This is a genomic window from Pseudarthrobacter sp. MM222, from assembly GCF_947090775.1.
Classification (GTDB): domain Bacteria; phylum Actinomycetota; class Actinomycetes; order Actinomycetales; family Micrococcaceae; genus Arthrobacter.
This window is the reverse complement of sequence record NZ_OX352321.1, coordinates 3435706-3450595: the sequence shown is the minus strand read 5'-3', so window position 1 is coordinate 3450595 and position 14890 is coordinate 3435706. Positions and strand designations below refer to the sequence as shown.

Annotated in this window: 14 protein-coding genes; 12 read left to right on the top strand and 2 right to left on the bottom strand. The window is 67.9% G+C overall.

What is annotated here, in order from left to right; genetic code table 11:
• Positions 1-6: 6 nt before the first annotated feature.
• The 3 genes from OM977_RS15770 (at position 7) to OM977_RS15760 (ending at position 3193) form a co-directional block, all read left to right on the top strand.
• Positions 7-1362, top strand: a complete 1356-nt coding sequence (locus OM977_RS15770; RefSeq protein WP_264354837.1) for a geranylgeranyl reductase family protein — start codon at positions 7-9, stop codon at positions 1360-1362.
• Entirely contained in the window at positions 1359-2459 is a 1101-nt protein-coding gene (locus OM977_RS15765; protein ID WP_264354836.1) for a polyprenyl synthetase family protein, read from the top strand. The genes OM977_RS15770 and OM977_RS15765 overlap by 4 nt, the downstream gene beginning before the upstream one ends.
• A gap of 557 nt (positions 2460-3016) precedes the next feature.
• Positions 3017-3193 carry an endonuclease domain-containing protein gene (locus OM977_RS15760; RefSeq protein ID WP_264354835.1) on the top strand — a complete coding sequence of 59 codons (177 nt, stop codon included), beginning with the start codon at positions 3017-3019 and terminating at the stop codon, positions 3191-3193.
• Positions 3194-3296: 103 nt separating this feature from the next.
• On the opposite strand, the gene OM977_RS15755 is transcribed toward OM977_RS15760, so the two are convergent.
• Both OM977_RS15755 and OM977_RS15750 read right to left on the bottom strand, forming a co-directional pair.
• Entirely contained in the window at positions 3297-3725 is a 429-nt protein-coding gene (locus OM977_RS15755) for a hypothetical protein (RefSeq protein ID WP_264354834.1), read from the bottom strand.
• A 13-nt stretch (positions 3726-3738) separates the two neighbouring features.
• Positions 3739-4410 carry a trimeric intracellular cation channel family protein gene (locus tag OM977_RS15750; RefSeq protein WP_264354833.1) on the bottom strand — a complete coding sequence of 224 codons (672 nt, stop codon included), beginning with the start codon at positions 4408-4410 and terminating at the stop codon, positions 3739-3741.
• Between the two features lie 61 nt (positions 4411-4471).
• Here OM977_RS15750 and OM977_RS15745 point away from each other — a divergent pair, with 61 nt between their 5' ends.
• The 9 genes from OM977_RS15745 to OM977_RS15705 all read left to right on the top strand — a co-directional run bounded on the left by OM977_RS15745 (position 4472) and on the right by OM977_RS15705 (position 14857).
• Positions 4472-5182 carry a sirohydrochlorin chelatase gene (locus OM977_RS15745; RefSeq protein WP_264354832.1) on the top strand — a complete coding sequence of 237 codons (711 nt, stop codon included), beginning with the start codon at positions 4472-4474 and terminating at the stop codon, positions 5180-5182.
• A 142-nt stretch (positions 5183-5324) separates the two neighbouring features.
• Positions 5325-7073, top strand: coding sequence for a nitrite/sulfite reductase (locus tag OM977_RS15740; RefSeq protein ID WP_264354831.1), 1749 nt, complete (start codon positions 5325-5327; stop codon positions 7071-7073).
• Positions 7074-7276: 203 nt separating this feature from the next.
• Positions 7277-7975, top strand: coding sequence for a phosphoadenylyl-sulfate reductase (locus OM977_RS15735; protein WP_264357448.1), 699 nt, complete (start codon positions 7277-7279; stop codon positions 7973-7975).
• Complete coding sequence (gene cysD, locus OM977_RS15730) at positions 7972-8919, top strand: sulfate adenylyltransferase subunit CysD (protein WP_264354830.1); 948 nt, start codon at positions 7972-7974, stop codon at positions 8917-8919. The genes OM977_RS15735 and cysD overlap by 4 nt, the downstream gene beginning before the upstream one ends.
• The gene (locus OM977_RS15725; protein WP_264354829.1) at positions 8919-10379 is read left to right on the top strand and encodes a sulfate adenylyltransferase subunit 1; all 1461 of its coding nucleotides are present in this window, start codon (positions 8919-8921) and stop codon (positions 10377-10379) included. Before cysD ends, OM977_RS15725 begins: the two co-directional genes overlap by 1 nt.
• 165 nt (positions 10380-10544) lie before the next feature.
• A complete protein-coding gene (locus OM977_RS15720; RefSeq protein WP_264354828.1) occupies positions 10545-11711 on the top strand; it encodes an RtcB family protein in 1167 nt (388 codons plus the stop codon).
• Positions 11712-11934: 223 nt separating this feature from the next.
• The gene (locus OM977_RS15715) at positions 11935-13128 is read left to right on the top strand and encodes an ABC transporter substrate-binding protein (protein WP_264354827.1); all 1194 of its coding nucleotides are present in this window, start codon (positions 11935-11937) and stop codon (positions 13126-13128) included.
• 42 nt (positions 13129-13170) lie between these two features.
• Positions 13171-13896: an ABC transporter ATP-binding protein gene (locus tag OM977_RS15710; RefSeq protein WP_264354826.1), complete on the top strand. Its 726-nt coding sequence runs from the start codon at positions 13171-13173 to the stop codon at positions 13894-13896.
• Positions 13886-14857 (top strand): ABC transporter permease, encoded by a 972-nt coding sequence (locus OM977_RS15705; protein WP_264354825.1) that lies wholly within the window; start codon positions 13886-13888, stop codon positions 14855-14857. Before OM977_RS15710 ends, OM977_RS15705 begins: the two co-directional genes overlap by 11 nt.
• The last annotated feature ends 33 nt before the right edge of the window (positions 14858-14890 follow it).

The following is a 14890-nucleotide window of genomic DNA, read 5'->3' as shown; positions in this document are numbered from 1 at the left end:
GCCGCTGTGAAAGTACTGATCGTCGGAGCCGGTCCGGCCGGATCCACCGCCGCGTATTACCTGGCCCAGGCAGGCGTGGACGTCACGGTGCTGGAAAAGACCAGCTTTCCCCGCGAAAAGGTCTGCGGCGACGGGCTGACCCCCCGGGCCGTCCGTGAAATCCAGAAGCTTGGCCTGCCGCACCCCGAGGCAGAGGGCTGGCGCCGCAACAAGGGCCTGCGCTTGATCGCGGGCGGCCGCACCATTGAATTGCCCTGGCCTGAAGTCTCGGACTTTCCGCAGTACGGCCTGATCCGCACCCGGCTGGGCTTCGACGAGGAGCTGGCCCGGCATGCGCAGTCCGCCGGCGCCGTCGTCCTGGAACGCCACAGCGTCACGGAGGCGCTGCGTTCCGAGGACGGCCGCGTGACCGGCGTCCGGGCCGCGTTGTTGGACGCGTCCGGCCGCAAGACCGGTGAAGTCCGGGACTTCGACGCCGACGTCGTCCTGGCCGCGGACGGAAACTCCACCCGGACCGCCGTCTCGCTCGGCATCCCGAAGCGCGATGACCGCCCCCTCGGCGTCGCCGTGCGTACCTACTTCACCAGCCCGCGGCACGACGACGACTGGATGGAAGGCTGGCTGGAGCTTCCCGGCCGCGACGGCAAGCTGCTGCCCGGCTACGGCTGGGTGTTCGGCGTCGGCGACGGCACCTCCAACGTGGGCCTGGGCATCCTGAACTCCTCAAAGGAGTTTGGCAAGCTCGACTACAAGCAGGTGCTCCGCGAGTGGACCGCCGGCATGCCCGCCGAGTGGGGCTTCACGCCGGAGAACCAGGTGGGCGAGATCCGTGGCGCCGCACTCCCGATGGGCTTCAACCGCACGCCGCACTACTCGCCCGGGCTGCTGCTGCTGGGCGATGCCGGCGGCATGGTCTCGCCGTTCAATGGCGAAGGCATCTCCTACGCGATGGAATCCGCCCGCTTTGCGGCCGAGTTCATCATCGACGCCGCCGCCCGGCAGCGCACCGGAGCCTGGGATACCGGCTCAGCGTCCGACGCCGACGCTCACCTCGCTCGCTACGCCGACTACGTCCGGGGCCAGTGGGGTTCGCACTTTACCCTGGGCCGCGCCTTCGCCGCCGTGATCGGCCGACCGGCCGTGATGAAACTCGCGCTCCGGACGGGCATGCCCATCCCTCTGCTGATGCGGTTCGTGGTGCGGCTGCTGGCCAACCTGACCGACCCGGCTGCCAACGGCTTCGAGGACCGCGTCATCCGCGTCCTGGAACGGCTGGTTCCGGCCACCTCCAATACCGGCGGCCCTCCGCCCTTCAGCACCAACTCCGCGGTTTCCGCAACAAAAGTTAGGGTTAACCCGTGACCAACTCTGCAGACCAAAGCTGGACGCACGCCGGACACGGCCTGCCGAGCTCTGAACCCAACCTCAACACCACCGCCATCGCCACCGGCCTCCAGCTGCCGGCCGGTTTCGCGGCGATCGCGGGGGACCCGGAACTGGGGCCCGCCATTACGACGAACCTGGCGCGCGTCGAGAAGAAGCTGCGCGAAGCCATTGCCAACTCCGATCCGCTGGCAGACGCGACGTCGCGTCACCTCGTGGAAGCCGGCGGCAAGCGCATCCGGCCGCTTCTGACGCTGCTCTGCGCCCACCTCGGCGACGCCTCGCTGCCGGCCGTGGTGCAGGCCGCCGTCGTTGTGGAGCTCACGCACCTGGCAACGCTCTACCACGACGACGTGATGGACTCCGCGCCGTTCCGCCGGGGCGCGCCCACCGCGCACGAGGTCTGGGGCAACTCGGTCGCCGTGCTCACCGGCGACCTCATCTTCGCCCGGGCATCCATCCTGGTTTCCGAACTTGGCTCCCGCGCACTCGGCATCCAGGCCCGCACCTTCGAGCGGCTCTGCCTCGGCCAGCTGCACGAGACCGTGGGCCCCCGCCCCGATGAGGATCCGGTGGAGCACTACCTGTCCGTGATTGCTGACAAGACGGGCTCGCTCGTGGCCGCCTCTGGGCAGCTCGGCGCGATCTTCGCCGGCGCTGACGAGGCCTACGAACCCCTGCTCGTGGAGTACGGCGAAAAAGTCGGGGTGGCGTTCCAGCTCGCCGACGACGTCATCGACGTCACCGGCATCAAGGTCAAGTCCGGCAAGTCACCCGGCACGGACCTCCGCGAAGGCGTTCCGACCCTGCCCGTGTTGCTGCTCCGCAAGGCCGCCCGGGAGGGCGACCAGTCCGCCGTCGAACTCCTGAAACTGATCGACGGCGATCTCAGCTCCGACGAGGCGCTTGCCGCGGCCGTGGCCGGCCTGCGGGAGCACTCCGTCACCGCGGAATCCTGGGTTGTGGCCCGCGCCTGGGCCGATGAAGCCATCGCCGCCCTGGCCCCGCTGCCCGAAGGTGTGGTGAAGGCCTCGCTGTCGAGCTTCGCGCGGGCCGTGGTGGACCGCAGCAGCTGACCGCCTTTCCGGATTCGCCCGGCTGGCCCCGCTTAAACGGAATGGCCCCGGTTCCTCACAACGTTCGAGTCAACCGTTGTGTCGAACCGGGGCCATTTCTCCGTTCGCATCAGGTCCACCGGAGGCATTTGGTGAACCCAGAAATGAGCCTATGACAAAAATGTCACAGTGTCTAGGGTTGCTGTAAAACAATGTGTCACAGACATTCAGTGCGGTCCGGGGGCAGGGTTTCCCCACCTTTCACTGGCACGAGGCGCCGGACGTCGGCAACTCGCGGGGACGCGCCGTCGGAGGCGTCCAAAGGTGGGGAATTCGGGGACGCGGGCTTTGCACATACGACGCCGACGGACTCCCTGGAGCGGGTATCGGACGCTGTGCTGGACCCATGGAACTCACCACGTACCTCAATCACGCCACGGGCTCCTGTCCTGTGTGTCGGCGGCCGGCCACCACAGGCTCTGGCGGCTTCACCCACCCGAGCGGCTGCATTTGCTGTGTCGCCACGGCAACGCGGCCGGCGTCGTGATCCACCGCGGCAGCGTGGTCCGGCCCGGGAGTTGGACGGCGCCTCGCACCTCGAGGCGAATCAGGTCCGAAAGGACCGGCGACGGAACAACGCCAGCACCCTGACGGGCTATGCCGTGCTGCGGTACGGCTACGAGGACGTTGTCCATAACCCGCAGAAGGTCGTGGATGAGGTGTGGCAAGTACTGCGTGGCCGGGTCATCCACTGAAATTCCCCAGCTCTGGACCGAGGACTCCACGACCAGAGGGCAGTTGGCCGGACACGCCGGCAGGGCAGTCCAAAGGTGGGGAGATTCCGCCAGGCGCGGAGGCCTAGTCCTCGTCTTCGTCGTTGAAGGCCCACTCGAACATATCGAAGACGAACTCGGAGAACGTTCCCTCTTCGCTCTTCCACTGTCCGCGGGCGTTGTTGCGGCGGTACACGATCGGGTCCGGGATGCTGAGGTCGCCGATGCGGAAGCCCCAAGTGAACTGTTCCTCCTCGTCCTCGAGGAACATCAGGAAGCCTTCGTCATCGACTTCGAGCTCTTCGGGGTCCCAGAAGTAGTGGTACGCCTCCATGATGTCCTCGCAGCCGCCCACGGCCAGGTAGAACTCGCGCAATACCAGCGGCACCTGGAACTGGTGCTCGGCGAGGGCCGCATCCACCTCGTCCGCCGGGAGCCCATCCTCTTCCTGCCATTCGTCTTCGAGATACTTCGGAACAAGCGCGCGGAATTTCTCGAGGAACATGTCAGTCATGGTCTTATCCTAGCTAATCCTTGGCTCCACTTTCCGCCGCGTCCAGGCCCAGGCGGTGCCAGCCGCGGACGGCCAGCGGAACGTACCAACGGCGGCGCCAGGCCGTGACCCGGAAGGCGAAAACGACGGCGGCCACCGCACTCGCGGTGAGCGCGTTGAAGGTCCCTGTGACGGACAGCAGCACCGTCAGGGACGCCCCCGCGAATGCCGGCAAGGCATAGAGGTCCTTGGGGTCGAACAGCTGGGGCACCTCGTTGGCGGTGATATCCCGCAGGAGGCCGCCGCCCACCGCCGTCGTGACCCCCAACAGCACCGCCGCTATCGGGTGCATGCCGGCGGCCAAAGCCTTGAGCGTGCCGCTGATGCAGAAGAGGGCCAGGCCGCCGGCGTCGAACAGGATCAGCAGCGAGGTGAAGCGCTGGACGCTGGAGAACAGAAAGTACACCAGCACCGTGGCCAGCAGCGGCGGGGCCAGATAGGCCGGATTCGTGAAGGCCGCCGGCGGGCCCGCGTTGATGATGATGTCGCGGATGACGCCGCCGCCCAGGCTGACCACCGAGGCGAGCAGCAGCGAGCCGATGATGTCGAACTGTTTCCGCGCCGCGAGCAGGGACCCGGAGACCGCGAAGAAGAAGACACCTGCCAGGTCCAGCCAGACCAGGACGAGGCTAAAGGAAAAAGTCATGGAGCGTCCCGGTCGGTTATCAGGGGGCGGATGGGGCGGCTCCAAGGTTACGCTAACGGCTATGAATAGCCCCATCCTGATCGCCTGCGCCCACGGCACCTCCAGCGTCCTCGGTGCCGCCGAAGTCAACGCCCTCCGCGACGGGATCGCCGCCCTGCGGCCGGGACTCGACGTCCGCGAAGCCTACGTCGACGTGCAGGACCCCGAACTGCCGGCAGTCGTGGCCGGGCTGCCCGCGGGGGAGGCCGCCGTCGTCGTTCCCCTGCTGCTCAGCGTGGGCTACCACGTGAAGGTGGACATCGCCCGCGCCGTTCGGAGCCGGCCGGATACCTTTGCCGCCGCGCCGCTCGGGCCAGATCCGCGGCTGGCGGCAGTCCTGGACCAGCGTCTGCGGGAGGCCGGGGTGGTCGAGGGCGACACCGTGATCCTGGCCGCCGCCGGCTCCTCCGATCCCTCGGCCGCGCTGAACGTGGAGGAGCTCGCCGGGCAGCTGCGGCTGCTGCGGCCCAACCGCGTCATTGCCGCGTACGGCGCGTCGGCCAAGCCGTCGGTGCAGGACGCCGTGCATGCAGTCCGCGAGGAAGGCGCGCTGGTGGCCGCGGGGCCGCAGGGCCGGGTGGTCATCGCCTCCTACTTGCTGGCCCCGGGCTTCTTCCATGACCAGCTGGCGAAGGCCGGCGCTGACCTCGTCACCGCCCCGTTGCTGCCGTCCCCGGTGCTCGCGGAAATCGCCCTGGAACGCTACGACGCGGCTCTCGCGGCCCGGTCCTGAGCCGGTCCGGCGTACCGGGAATCATGCACACGGATCGGTCCACTTCAAGGCTCCCCGGCGATTCGTGACGATTTGTTTCCCTAGGTGACCTCCCGTTTCCGGCCCTTTGTGACGGGATTACGGCCACCCCTACAGTCGATGCATGACTGATACAGCTCTAGCCGGAGCGTCCCCGGACCAGGCTGCCCCAGGCCGCGCCAAGCGCCCCACCTCCCGCCCCGCTGCGAAGCCGCACGGCCAGTGGAAGGTGGACGGGACCGCCCCACTGAATGCCAACGAAACCTGGAAGCAGGAAGACAACGGCCTGAACGTCCGCGAGCGTATCGAGTCCGTTTACTCCAAGCACGGCTTCGACTCGATCGACGGCACCGACCTGCACGGCCGCTTCCGCTGGTGGGGCCTGTACACCCAGCGCAAACCCGGGATCGACGGCGGCAAGACCGCCACGCTCGAACCGCACGAACTCGAAGACAAGTACTTCATGTTGCGCGTCCGGATCGACGGCGGCGCCCTCACCACCGAGCAGCTCCGTGTCATCGGCCAGATCTCCGTGGACTTCGCCCGCGACTCGGCCGACCTCACCGACCGCCAGAACATCCAGCTGCACTGGATCCGGGTGGAGGACGTCCCCGAGATCTGGCGCCGACTGGAGTCCGTGGACCTGTCCACTACCGAGGCTTGCGGCGACGTTCCGCGCGTCATCCTCGGCTCCCCGGTTGCCGGCATCGCCAAGGACGAGATCATCGACCCCACGCCGCTGATCCACGAGCTCGCCGAACGCTTCATCGGCGACCCGGAACTGGCCAACCTGCCGCGCAAGTTCAAGACCGCGATCACCGGCCACCCCAGCCAGGACGTGGTCCACGAGATCAACGACGTCGCCCTCGTCGGCTTGGTACACCCCGAGCTCGGCATCGGCTACGACCTTTGGGTGGGCGGCGCGCTCTCCACCAACCCCATGCTGGGCAAGCGCCTCGGCGCCTTCGTCCGGCCGGACCAGGCCGCCGACGTGTGGCTCGGCGTAACGAGCATCTTCCGCGACTACGGCTACCGCCGGATGCGCACCAAGGCCAGGCTCAAGTTCCTGCTCGCGGACTGGGGGCCGGAAAAGTTCCGCCAGGTCCTCGAGGACGAATACCTCGGCTACAAGCTTGCCGACGGCCCGGCAGCCCCCAAGCCCTCCTCCCCGGGCGACCACATCGGCGTCCACGAACAGAAGGACGGCAGGTTCTTCATCGGCGCCACCCCACTGGCCGGCCGCCTCTCCGGCAGCCAGCTGGTGAAGCTTGCCGCTACCCTGGAGGCCCACGGCTCGCAGCGGCTGCGCACCACCCCGCACCAGAAAATCGTCGTCCTCGACGTCCCCCAGGCGCAGGTCGAGCCGCTGGTGGCAGAACTCGATGCGCTGGGCCTCTCCGCCCGGCCGTCCGTGTTCCGCCGCGGCACCATCGCCTGCACCGGCATCGAATTCTGCAAGCTCGCCATCGTGGAAACCAAGCTCACCGCGGCCACCGCCGTCGCCGAGCTGGAGCGCCGCCTCGCCGACCTCACCGCGAGCAAGCAGCTGCCCGAGGCACTGTCCCTGCACATCAACGGCTGCCCTAACTCCTGCGCACGGATCCAGACGGCGGACATCGGCCTGAAGGGCATGATGCTGCCGACGCCCGACGGCGACCCCACTCCGGGTTTCCAGGTCCACCTCGGCGGCGGGCTGGCATCCGTGGAACGTGAAGAAGCGGGCCTGGGACGCACCGTCCGCGGCCTCAAGGTCACGGCGGACGAGCTTCCCGACTACGTTGAACGCGTCGTCCGGAAGTTCGTTGCGGACCGGTCCGCAGACCAGACCTTCGCCGAATGGGCCTTCGCCGCCGACGAAGGAGACCTGCAGTGATTCCCCAGCCGCTCCCTAGCCTCGCAAGTCCCCAGCCGCTCCCTAGCCTCGCAAGCTCGGCCAGGGAACCCGGCGGCCGTGGGCCCTCGGCCAGGGAACCCGGCGGCCGTGGGCCCTCGGCCAGGGAACCCGGCGGCCGTGGGCCCTCGGCCGGGGACCCCGGTGGCCGTGGCCCCTCCGCGGATACGGCGCCGCCTGCGGTACTGCGTTCCCACGGGGAACTCAAGGCCGTGGCCGAAGCCGGCGCCGCAGAGCTCGGCTGGGACGCCCCGGCCCGCGAAGTCATCGCCTGGGTGGCACGGAACTTCGACCTGCCCGCCGTCACGGTCGCCTGCTCGATGGCCGACGCCGTGCTGCCGGCCCTCGTCGCGGACCAGCTTCCCGGCGTCGACGTCCTGTTCCTCGAGACCGGCTACCACTTCCCGGAAACCTACGCCACGCGCGACGAAGTGGCCGCCAACCTCCGCGTCAACGTCGTCGACGTGCTGCCGGAGAACACGGTCGAGCAGCAGGACCGGCTCCTGGGCAAGGACCTCTTCGCCCGCGACGCCGCCCAGTGCTGCGCGCTGCGCAAGGTTGCCCCGCTGCGCCGCACCCTCGCCGGCTATGAGCTCTGGTTCACCGGAGTCCGCCGCGACGAGGCCCCCACCCGGACGAACACCCCGCTGGTCACCTGGGACGAAGCCAACGGCCTGGTCAAGGTCAACCCGCTCGCGGCCTGGAGCTTCGACCAGCTCGTCCAGTACTCCGATGACAATCTCCTCCCCGTCAACCCGCTGCTTTCACAGGGCTACCCGTCCATTGGCTGCCAGCCCTGCACCCGCAAGGTGGCGCCCGGCGATGATCCCCGCGCCGGACGCTGGGCAGGAACCGACAAGACAGAATGCGGACTACACGTATGAGCACTTTCCTAACCGAGGAGACCCCCCAGGTGACTGAAGCAGCCGATTTCACGCGCCTCTCCAGCCTGGACACCCTTGAGTCCGAGGCCATCCACATCATCCGCGAGGTTGTGGCCGAGTTCGAGAAGCCTGCGCTGCTGTTCTCCGGCGGCAAGGACTCCGTGGTGATGCTGCACCTGGCCACCAAGGCGTTCTGGCCGGGCAAGGTTCCGTTCCCGGTGCTGCACGTTGACACCGGCCACAACTTTCCCGAGGTCATCGACTTCCGCGACCGGACGGTGGAGCGGCTGGGCCTGAAGCTGGTGGTGGGCTCCGTGCAGGAGTTCATCGACAGCGGCGAGCTGGCCGAGCGTGCCGACGGTACCCGCAACCCGCTGCAGACGGTGCCGCTGCTGGATGCGATCCAGCGCAACAAGTTCGACGCCGTCTTCGGCGGCGGCCGACGGGACGAGGACAAGGCCCGCGCCAAGGAGCGGATCCTGAGCCTGCGCGATGAATTCGGCCAGTGGGACCCGCGCAACCAGCGCCCCGAGCTGTGGAACCTCTACAACGGCCGGCACACCGTGGGCCAGCACGTCCGCGCGTTCCCGATCAGCAACTGGACCGAACTGGACGTCTGGCGCTACATCGAGCGCGAAGGCATCGAACTGCCCGGTCTTTACTACGCCCACGACCGCGAGGTCTTTTCCCGCGACGGCATGTGGCGCGCTGTCGGCGAGGTTTCCCAGCCGCGGGACTCCGAGGAAGTCCTCACCAAGACCGTCCGCTACCGGACCGTGGGGGACATGTCCTGCACAGGAGCGGTCGAATCCGCCGCTGCCACCGTGCGCGAGGTCGTGATTGAAGTTGCCGCCTCCACCATCACCGAACGTGGCGCGACCCGGGCAGATGACCGCATCTCCGAGGCCGCCATGGAAGACCGCAAGAAGGACGGCTATTTCTAATGAGCACCGACACCTCGTTCCTCGGCACAGACCTGTCCTCGCCGGTCCTGTCCACGACGCTGTTCCGCTTCGCCACCGCAGGCTCGGTCGACGACGGTAAATCCACCCTCGTAGGCCGGCTCCTGCACGACTCCAAGGCCATCCTCGCCGACCAGCTCGACGCCGTCGCCCGCACGTCCGCGGACCGCGGCTTTGGCGGGGAGGGCGCCACAGACCCGGACGGGAAACAGCGGATTGACCTCGCCCTGCTGACCGACGGCCTGCGCGCCGAGCGTGAGCAGGGCATCACCATCGACGTCGCCTACCGCTACTTCGCCACTGACCGGCGCAGCTTCATCCTGGCGGACTGCCCCGGGCATGTGCAGTACACCAAGAACACGGTCACCGGCGCGTCCACCGCGGACGCCGTCGTCGTGCTGATCGACGCCCGCAAGGGTGTCCTGGAGCAGACCCGCCGGCACCTGTCCGTGCTGCAGTTGCTGCGCGTGGCCCATGTCATTGTTGCCGTGAACAAGATCGACCTCGTCGACTTCAGCGAGGACGTGTTCCGCGGGATCGAAGCCGACGTCCAGCAGGTGGGCCGCGAGCTCGGGCTGGGCCGGGACGATTCAAACTCCGGCGGGCTCTCCGATCTCTTCGTCATTCCGGTGTCCGCGCTCGACGGCGACAACGTCGTGGACCGCTCGGACCGTACGCCCTGGTACGACGGCCCGGCCCTGCTCGAAGTCCTGGAGACGCTGCCCGCCGCGGACGAGCTCGAGAGCCACCTGGAGAGCTTCCGTTTCCCGGTTCAGCTCGTGGTCCGGCCGCAGGGGGCGCTGGCCCCCGACGCCGTCGCCGCCGGGCTGGACGTGGCGGCGTACCGGGATTACCGCGCCTACGCCGGCCAGATCACCGAAGGATCGGTGAAGGTGGGGGACAAGGTCAGCGTCCTGACCCCCGGCCAGTCACCGCGCACCACCACGGTGACCGGCATCGACTTTGCCGGACGTGAGCTCACCGAGGCAGTGGCTCCGCAGTCAGTGGCGTTGCGCCTCGCGGACGAATTCGATGTGGCCCGCGGTGACACGATCGCGGCCGCCGGGCCCGCCGGTGGCAAAGTATTGGAGGCCTCGGCTGACCTGTATGCGGCGCTCTGCTGGCTCTCGCCGAAACCGCTCCGCGAGGGCACCAAGGTTCTGGTCAAGCATGGCACCCGCACGGTCCAAGCCCTGGTCCGGAACGTGACCGGAAAACTGGACCTCGCCAGCTTCCAGCTGGAACCGACCTCCACGCTGGAACTCAACGACATCGGCCACGCCCAGCTGCGACTCGCTGCGCCGCTCCCGCTGGAGAACTACCTGCACCACCGCCGCACCGGCGCGTTCCTCGTGATCGACCCGCTCGACGGCAACACCCTTGCAGCCGGGCTGGTCAAGGACCACCCGGGAGACCACGAGGACGAGCGCTACTCGATCTGAGGCCTGCTCGAAGTGGCTGAACGTAGCCCGGCAAGTTTGCGAGTCGCCGGAAACGCGCGGGGTCGCCGTAGGTTTACGGCGACCCCGCGCGTTTCCCGCGTATTCGCCGCTTTTGGCCCTTGCCTCCCGGCCGGCTGACCCTGATCATCGTCATGGAGGGGTGCCGTGGAAACCATTAACAGCCGGCTCATCAGCTGGGCCTCCATCCTGGACGAGCAGACCCGCGCGCAGGCCGTGTCCACGTCCCGGCTGCCCTTCATCCATCCGCATATTGCGCTCATGCCGGACGCCCACCTGGGCATGGGGGCCACCGTCGGCTCCGTCATTCCCACGCTTGGCGCCATCCTGCCGGCGGCGGTTGGCGTCGACATTGGCTGCGGCATGATCGCTGTCCGGACCCAGTACGTGCTGCCGGATCTGCCGGCGGACCGGAAGCCCCTGCGGGAGGGCATCGAGCGGGCCGTGCCGCTGTCCGCCGGCCACAACAACCGCCAAATCACTGCATCCGCCGAACCCCGGCTGGCCGAGCTGCGGGGGCTGGCAGCCAAGGCCGGCTTCGACCCCGCACGCTACACGGCGAAGTGGGAACTGCAGCTCGGGTCGCTGGGGTCCGGCAACCACTTCATCGAGGTGTGCGTGGACGAGACCGGCGCCGTGTGGCTTTTTTTGCATTCGGGCTCCCGCGGGGTGGGCAACAAGATCGCCCAGTGGCACATCGCCGAGGCCCAGAGCGTGGTGAAGCGCAGGGGCGTCGTCCTGCCGGACCGGGACCAGGCCTACCTGGAGGAAGGCACGCCCGAATTCGACCGGTACATCCGGGAACTCCGCTGGGCCCAGCACTTCGCCCTGCTGAACCGTGAGGAAATGATGGACCGGGTGGTCCGGCAGTTTGAAAGATGGATCGGCGGTCCCGTCCGGGAGACCGAGCGGATCAACTGCCACCACAACTTCACGGCCAAGGAAGAGCACTTCGGCAAGTCCGTCTGGGTCTCACGCAAGGGTGCCATCCGGGCCGAAGCCGGCGACCCGGGGCTCATTCCCGGCTCCATGGGCACGGCGTCCTATGTCGTGGTCGGGCTGGGGAACCCCGTTTCACTCAACTCCTCGCCGCACGGAGCCGGGCGGGAGTACTCCCGGAACGCCGCGCGGAAGACCTTCACGCTCGCCGAGTTGAAGACGGCCATGCGCGGTATCGAGTTCCGTCCCAGCGAGGCGTTCATCGACGAGATCCCGGCCGCCTATAAACCCATTGACCAGGTCATGCGGGACGCCGCGGACCTCGTCACAATACGGCACAAGCTCCGGCAGCTAGTCAACGTCAAGGGCGATTGACGGGCCCGGGAACCGGGATGCCGGTCCGAATATGACGCTCCGTGAACCCCTGTGACCCCCGGTTTCCGGACCATTGAACCGCGTTAAGAACACTCCCTATGGTGAAACCATGACAACCCGAAAAAGCCCCTCCGGCCGCCCGCGCCGGACTTTCCGGGGGCGATGTCGCCGGAGCTGACCACCCGCCCGGCCAACCCGCCTTCCCGAGAACAGGACTTCCGCCATGTCATCAACGCCCGAAAACCCCACCTCCGCCCCGCAGGACCCGCAACCGACGCCCGGCACCACGCGGATCGTCGCCGGCGAGTCCGGCAAGCCCAAGCGCAAGCGCACCCTTGAGATCAGCCTCGCCGCCGGACTTGCGGTGCTGATCGGCGCGGGCGCCTCGGTGGCGTCCACCGTGTCCCGCAGCAACGCTGAGGCCGCCGCTCCGGCCGCCGTCGCGGCGGCGCCCGCCACCGAACTCAAACTCGGTTACTTCGGCAACATCACCCACGCCCCGGGGCTGGTCGGCGTCAGCCAGGGCCTGATCGCCAAGCACCTCGGCGACACCAAACTCAGCACCCAGGTCTTCAACGCCGGCCCGGCCGCCATCGAGGCCCTCAACGCCGGCGCCATCGACGCCACCTACATCGGTCCCAACCCGGCGATCAACTCCTATGTCAAGAGCAAGGGCGAATCGATTAACATCATCGCCGGCGCCGCGTCCGGCGGGGCGCAGCTGGTGGTGAAGCCGGAGATCACCTCGGCTGCGGACCTCGTGGGCAAGAAGCTCGCGTCGCCGCAGCTCGGCGGCACCCAGGACGTGGCCCTGCGCGCCTGGCTTGGCAAGCAGGGCTACAAGACGTCCACCGACGGCAGCGGCGACGTCGCCATCAACCCCACCGAAAACGCCCAGACCCTGAAGTTGTTCCAGGACGGCAAGCTCGACGGGGCGTGGCTGCCGGAACCGTGGGCGTCCCGGCTGGTCCTTCAGGCCGGCGCGAAGGTCCTCGTCGACGAGAAGGACCTGTGGGATAAAGGCGAGTTCATCACCACGGTCCTGATCGTCAACAAGAACTTTGCGGCCCAGCACCCGGACACCGTCAAGGCTCTGCTGAAGGGCCACACCGAGTCCGTGGACTGGCTCAATGCCGCCTCCGACGCCGACAAAGCCGCAAGGCTGAACGCGGCCCTGAAGGAAGCCGCAGGGGCAACCCTGCCGCCCGAGGTGATTGACCGTTCGCTCAAGAACATCGCCTTCACTGTCGATCCGCTCGCCGGGACGTACCAGAAACTGCTCCAGGACGGGGTGGACGCCGGCACCACCAGCCAGGCCGATATCAACGGCATCTTTAACCTCACGGCACTGAACAGCGTCGTGGGCGAGGGCTCCTCGGGGAACAGGATTTCCGCGCAGGGACTCGGCAAGGACTAGTCCACTTCCGCTCCACCCGCTCAAAATAGTAAGGACGTGACCATGCCAGTCGTACTGGAAAACCTGGGCAAGCGCTTCGGCGACGGCGCCCCGGTGCTGGACGACGTCAATGCCACCATCGAGCAGGGCGAATTCGTCGCCCTGCTCGGTGCGTCCGGCTGCGGCAAGTCCACCCTGCTGAACATCATGGCGGGACTGGAGGCCCCGACGTCGGGAGCGCTGGAGGTGCCCAGCGACGGAGCCGCCTTCATGTTCCAGGACGCGGCGCTCTTCCCTTGGCTCACGGCCCGGGAAAACATCGAACTGGCACTGAAGTTGCGCGGCGTCGGGAAGGCCGACCGCCGGGTGAAATCCGATGAGCTACTCGAGCTTGTGCATTTGGACGGGGCGGGGGACAAACGCCCGCATGAGCTGTCCGGCGGGATGCGCCAGCGCGTGGCCTTGGCCCGCTCGCTGGCGCAGGACCGGCAACTGCTGCTCATGGACGAGCCGTTCGCGGCCCTGGACGCGATCACCCGGGACCTGCTCCACGATGAGCTGGAACGGATCTGGAAGGAAACCGGCCGCACCATCGTCTTCGTCACGCACAATGTCCGTGAGGCTGTGAGGCTCGGGCAGCGCGTGCTGCTGCTCTCCTCCCGCCCCGGCCGTGTTGTGCAGGAATGGCACGTCAGCGAAGAACACCGTACCGACGCCGGCCTGGCCGGCCAGCTCACGGGTGTCATCACCGCCCGGCTTCGCGAGGAGATCCGCCGTCATGCCAAGTAAGTCCTTGTTCTCCGCCGCGGCCGATGCCGCCGCGGACCCCGCGCGCAACGGCGCCTCGCCCAGGGCGGCGTCCGTCACGGCGGCGCTGACCCGGTCCTCCACCGGAAAGGCCGACCTTCGTGAGCTGGAATCCGGGCTGGACTCGCTGCAGTCCGACGCCGGGCACAAGGCCCGCATCGACTGGAGCCGGATCCTGCTCCCGGTCGCCGCGGTCGTGGTGCTCGTTATCGTCTGGCAGCTCTACGTGTCGATGGGCTTCAAGCGGCGCGATCTGGTTCCCGGCCCGCTGGACGTGCTGGAACAGTTCGGCAATCTCTGGGCAGGGGGCAAGCTCCAGGAAGCCGTCTGGACCTCGCTGCAACGCGGACTCCTGGGGTTCCTGATCAGCGTGGCCATCGCCACTCCGATCGGACTCCTGCTGGCGCAGGTGGCACCGTTGCGCCGCGCGTTCGGCCCGCTGATTTCAGGGCTCCAGGTGCTGCCGTCCGTGGCCTGGGTGCCGGCCGCCATCATCTGGTTCGGCCTCACGGATGCCACCGTGTATTTCGTGGTGTTCATGGGGGCCATCCCATCGATCATCAACGGGCTGATTTCCGGGGTGGACCAGATCCCGCCGCAGTACCGCAGCGTCGGCACCGTTCTTGGCGCCTCGCGCCTGCAACTTGCCCTGCAGATCATCCTCCCCGCCGCTCTGCCCGGCTACCTGAGCGGACTAAAACAGGGCTGGGCGTTCTCCTGGCGTTCCCTGATGGCCGCGGAAATCATCGCGGTCGGCGGAAGCATCGGCTTCGGGTTGGGTTCCATGCTCAACCAGGGCCGCGACCTCTCGGACATGACCGTGGTGATGTCCGCGATCCTGCTGATCCTCGCCGTCGGCATCCTGATCGAACTGCTCGTCTTCGCACCGATTGAAAAGCGGCTGCTCCGCCGCCGCGGCCTCCTCGCCGGTAGCACCCGCTAGCCAGCGGCACGGCTCAACGGGGAATCCCGCGGC

Excerpts from the sequence above, each read along its gene's own strand:
- OM977_RS15755 (WP_264354834.1), bottom strand. The coding sequence starts at position 3,725 with ATGACTGACATGTTCCTCGAGAAATTCCGCGCGCTTGTTCCGAAGTAT.
- OM977_RS15750 (WP_264354833.1), bottom strand. The coding sequence starts at position 4,410 with ATGACTTTTTCCTTTAGCCTCGTCCTGGTCTGGCTGGACCTGGCAGGT.
- OM977_RS15745 (WP_264354832.1), top strand. The coding sequence starts at position 4,472 with ATGAATAGCCCCATCCTGATCGCCTGCGCCCACGGCACCTCCAGCGTC.
- OM977_RS15740 (WP_264354831.1), top strand. The coding sequence starts at position 5,325 with ATGACTGATACAGCTCTAGCCGGAGCGTCCCCGGACCAGGCTGCCCCA.
- cysD (WP_264354830.1), top strand. The coding sequence starts at position 7,972 with ATGAGCACTTTCCTAACCGAGGAGACCCCCCAGGTGACTGAAGCAGCC.
- OM977_RS15725 (WP_264354829.1), top strand. The coding sequence starts at position 8,919 with ATGAGCACCGACACCTCGTTCCTCGGCACAGACCTGTCCTCGCCGGTC.
- OM977_RS15715 (WP_264354827.1), top strand. The coding sequence starts at position 11,935 with ATGTCATCAACGCCCGAAAACCCCACCTCCGCCCCGCAGGACCCGCAA.
- OM977_RS15710 (WP_264354826.1), top strand. The coding sequence starts at position 13,171 with ATGCCAGTCGTACTGGAAAACCTGGGCAAGCGCTTCGGCGACGGCGCC.
- OM977_RS15705 (WP_264354825.1), top strand. The coding sequence starts at position 13,886 with ATGCCAAGTAAGTCCTTGTTCTCCGCCGCGGCCGATGCCGCCGCGGAC.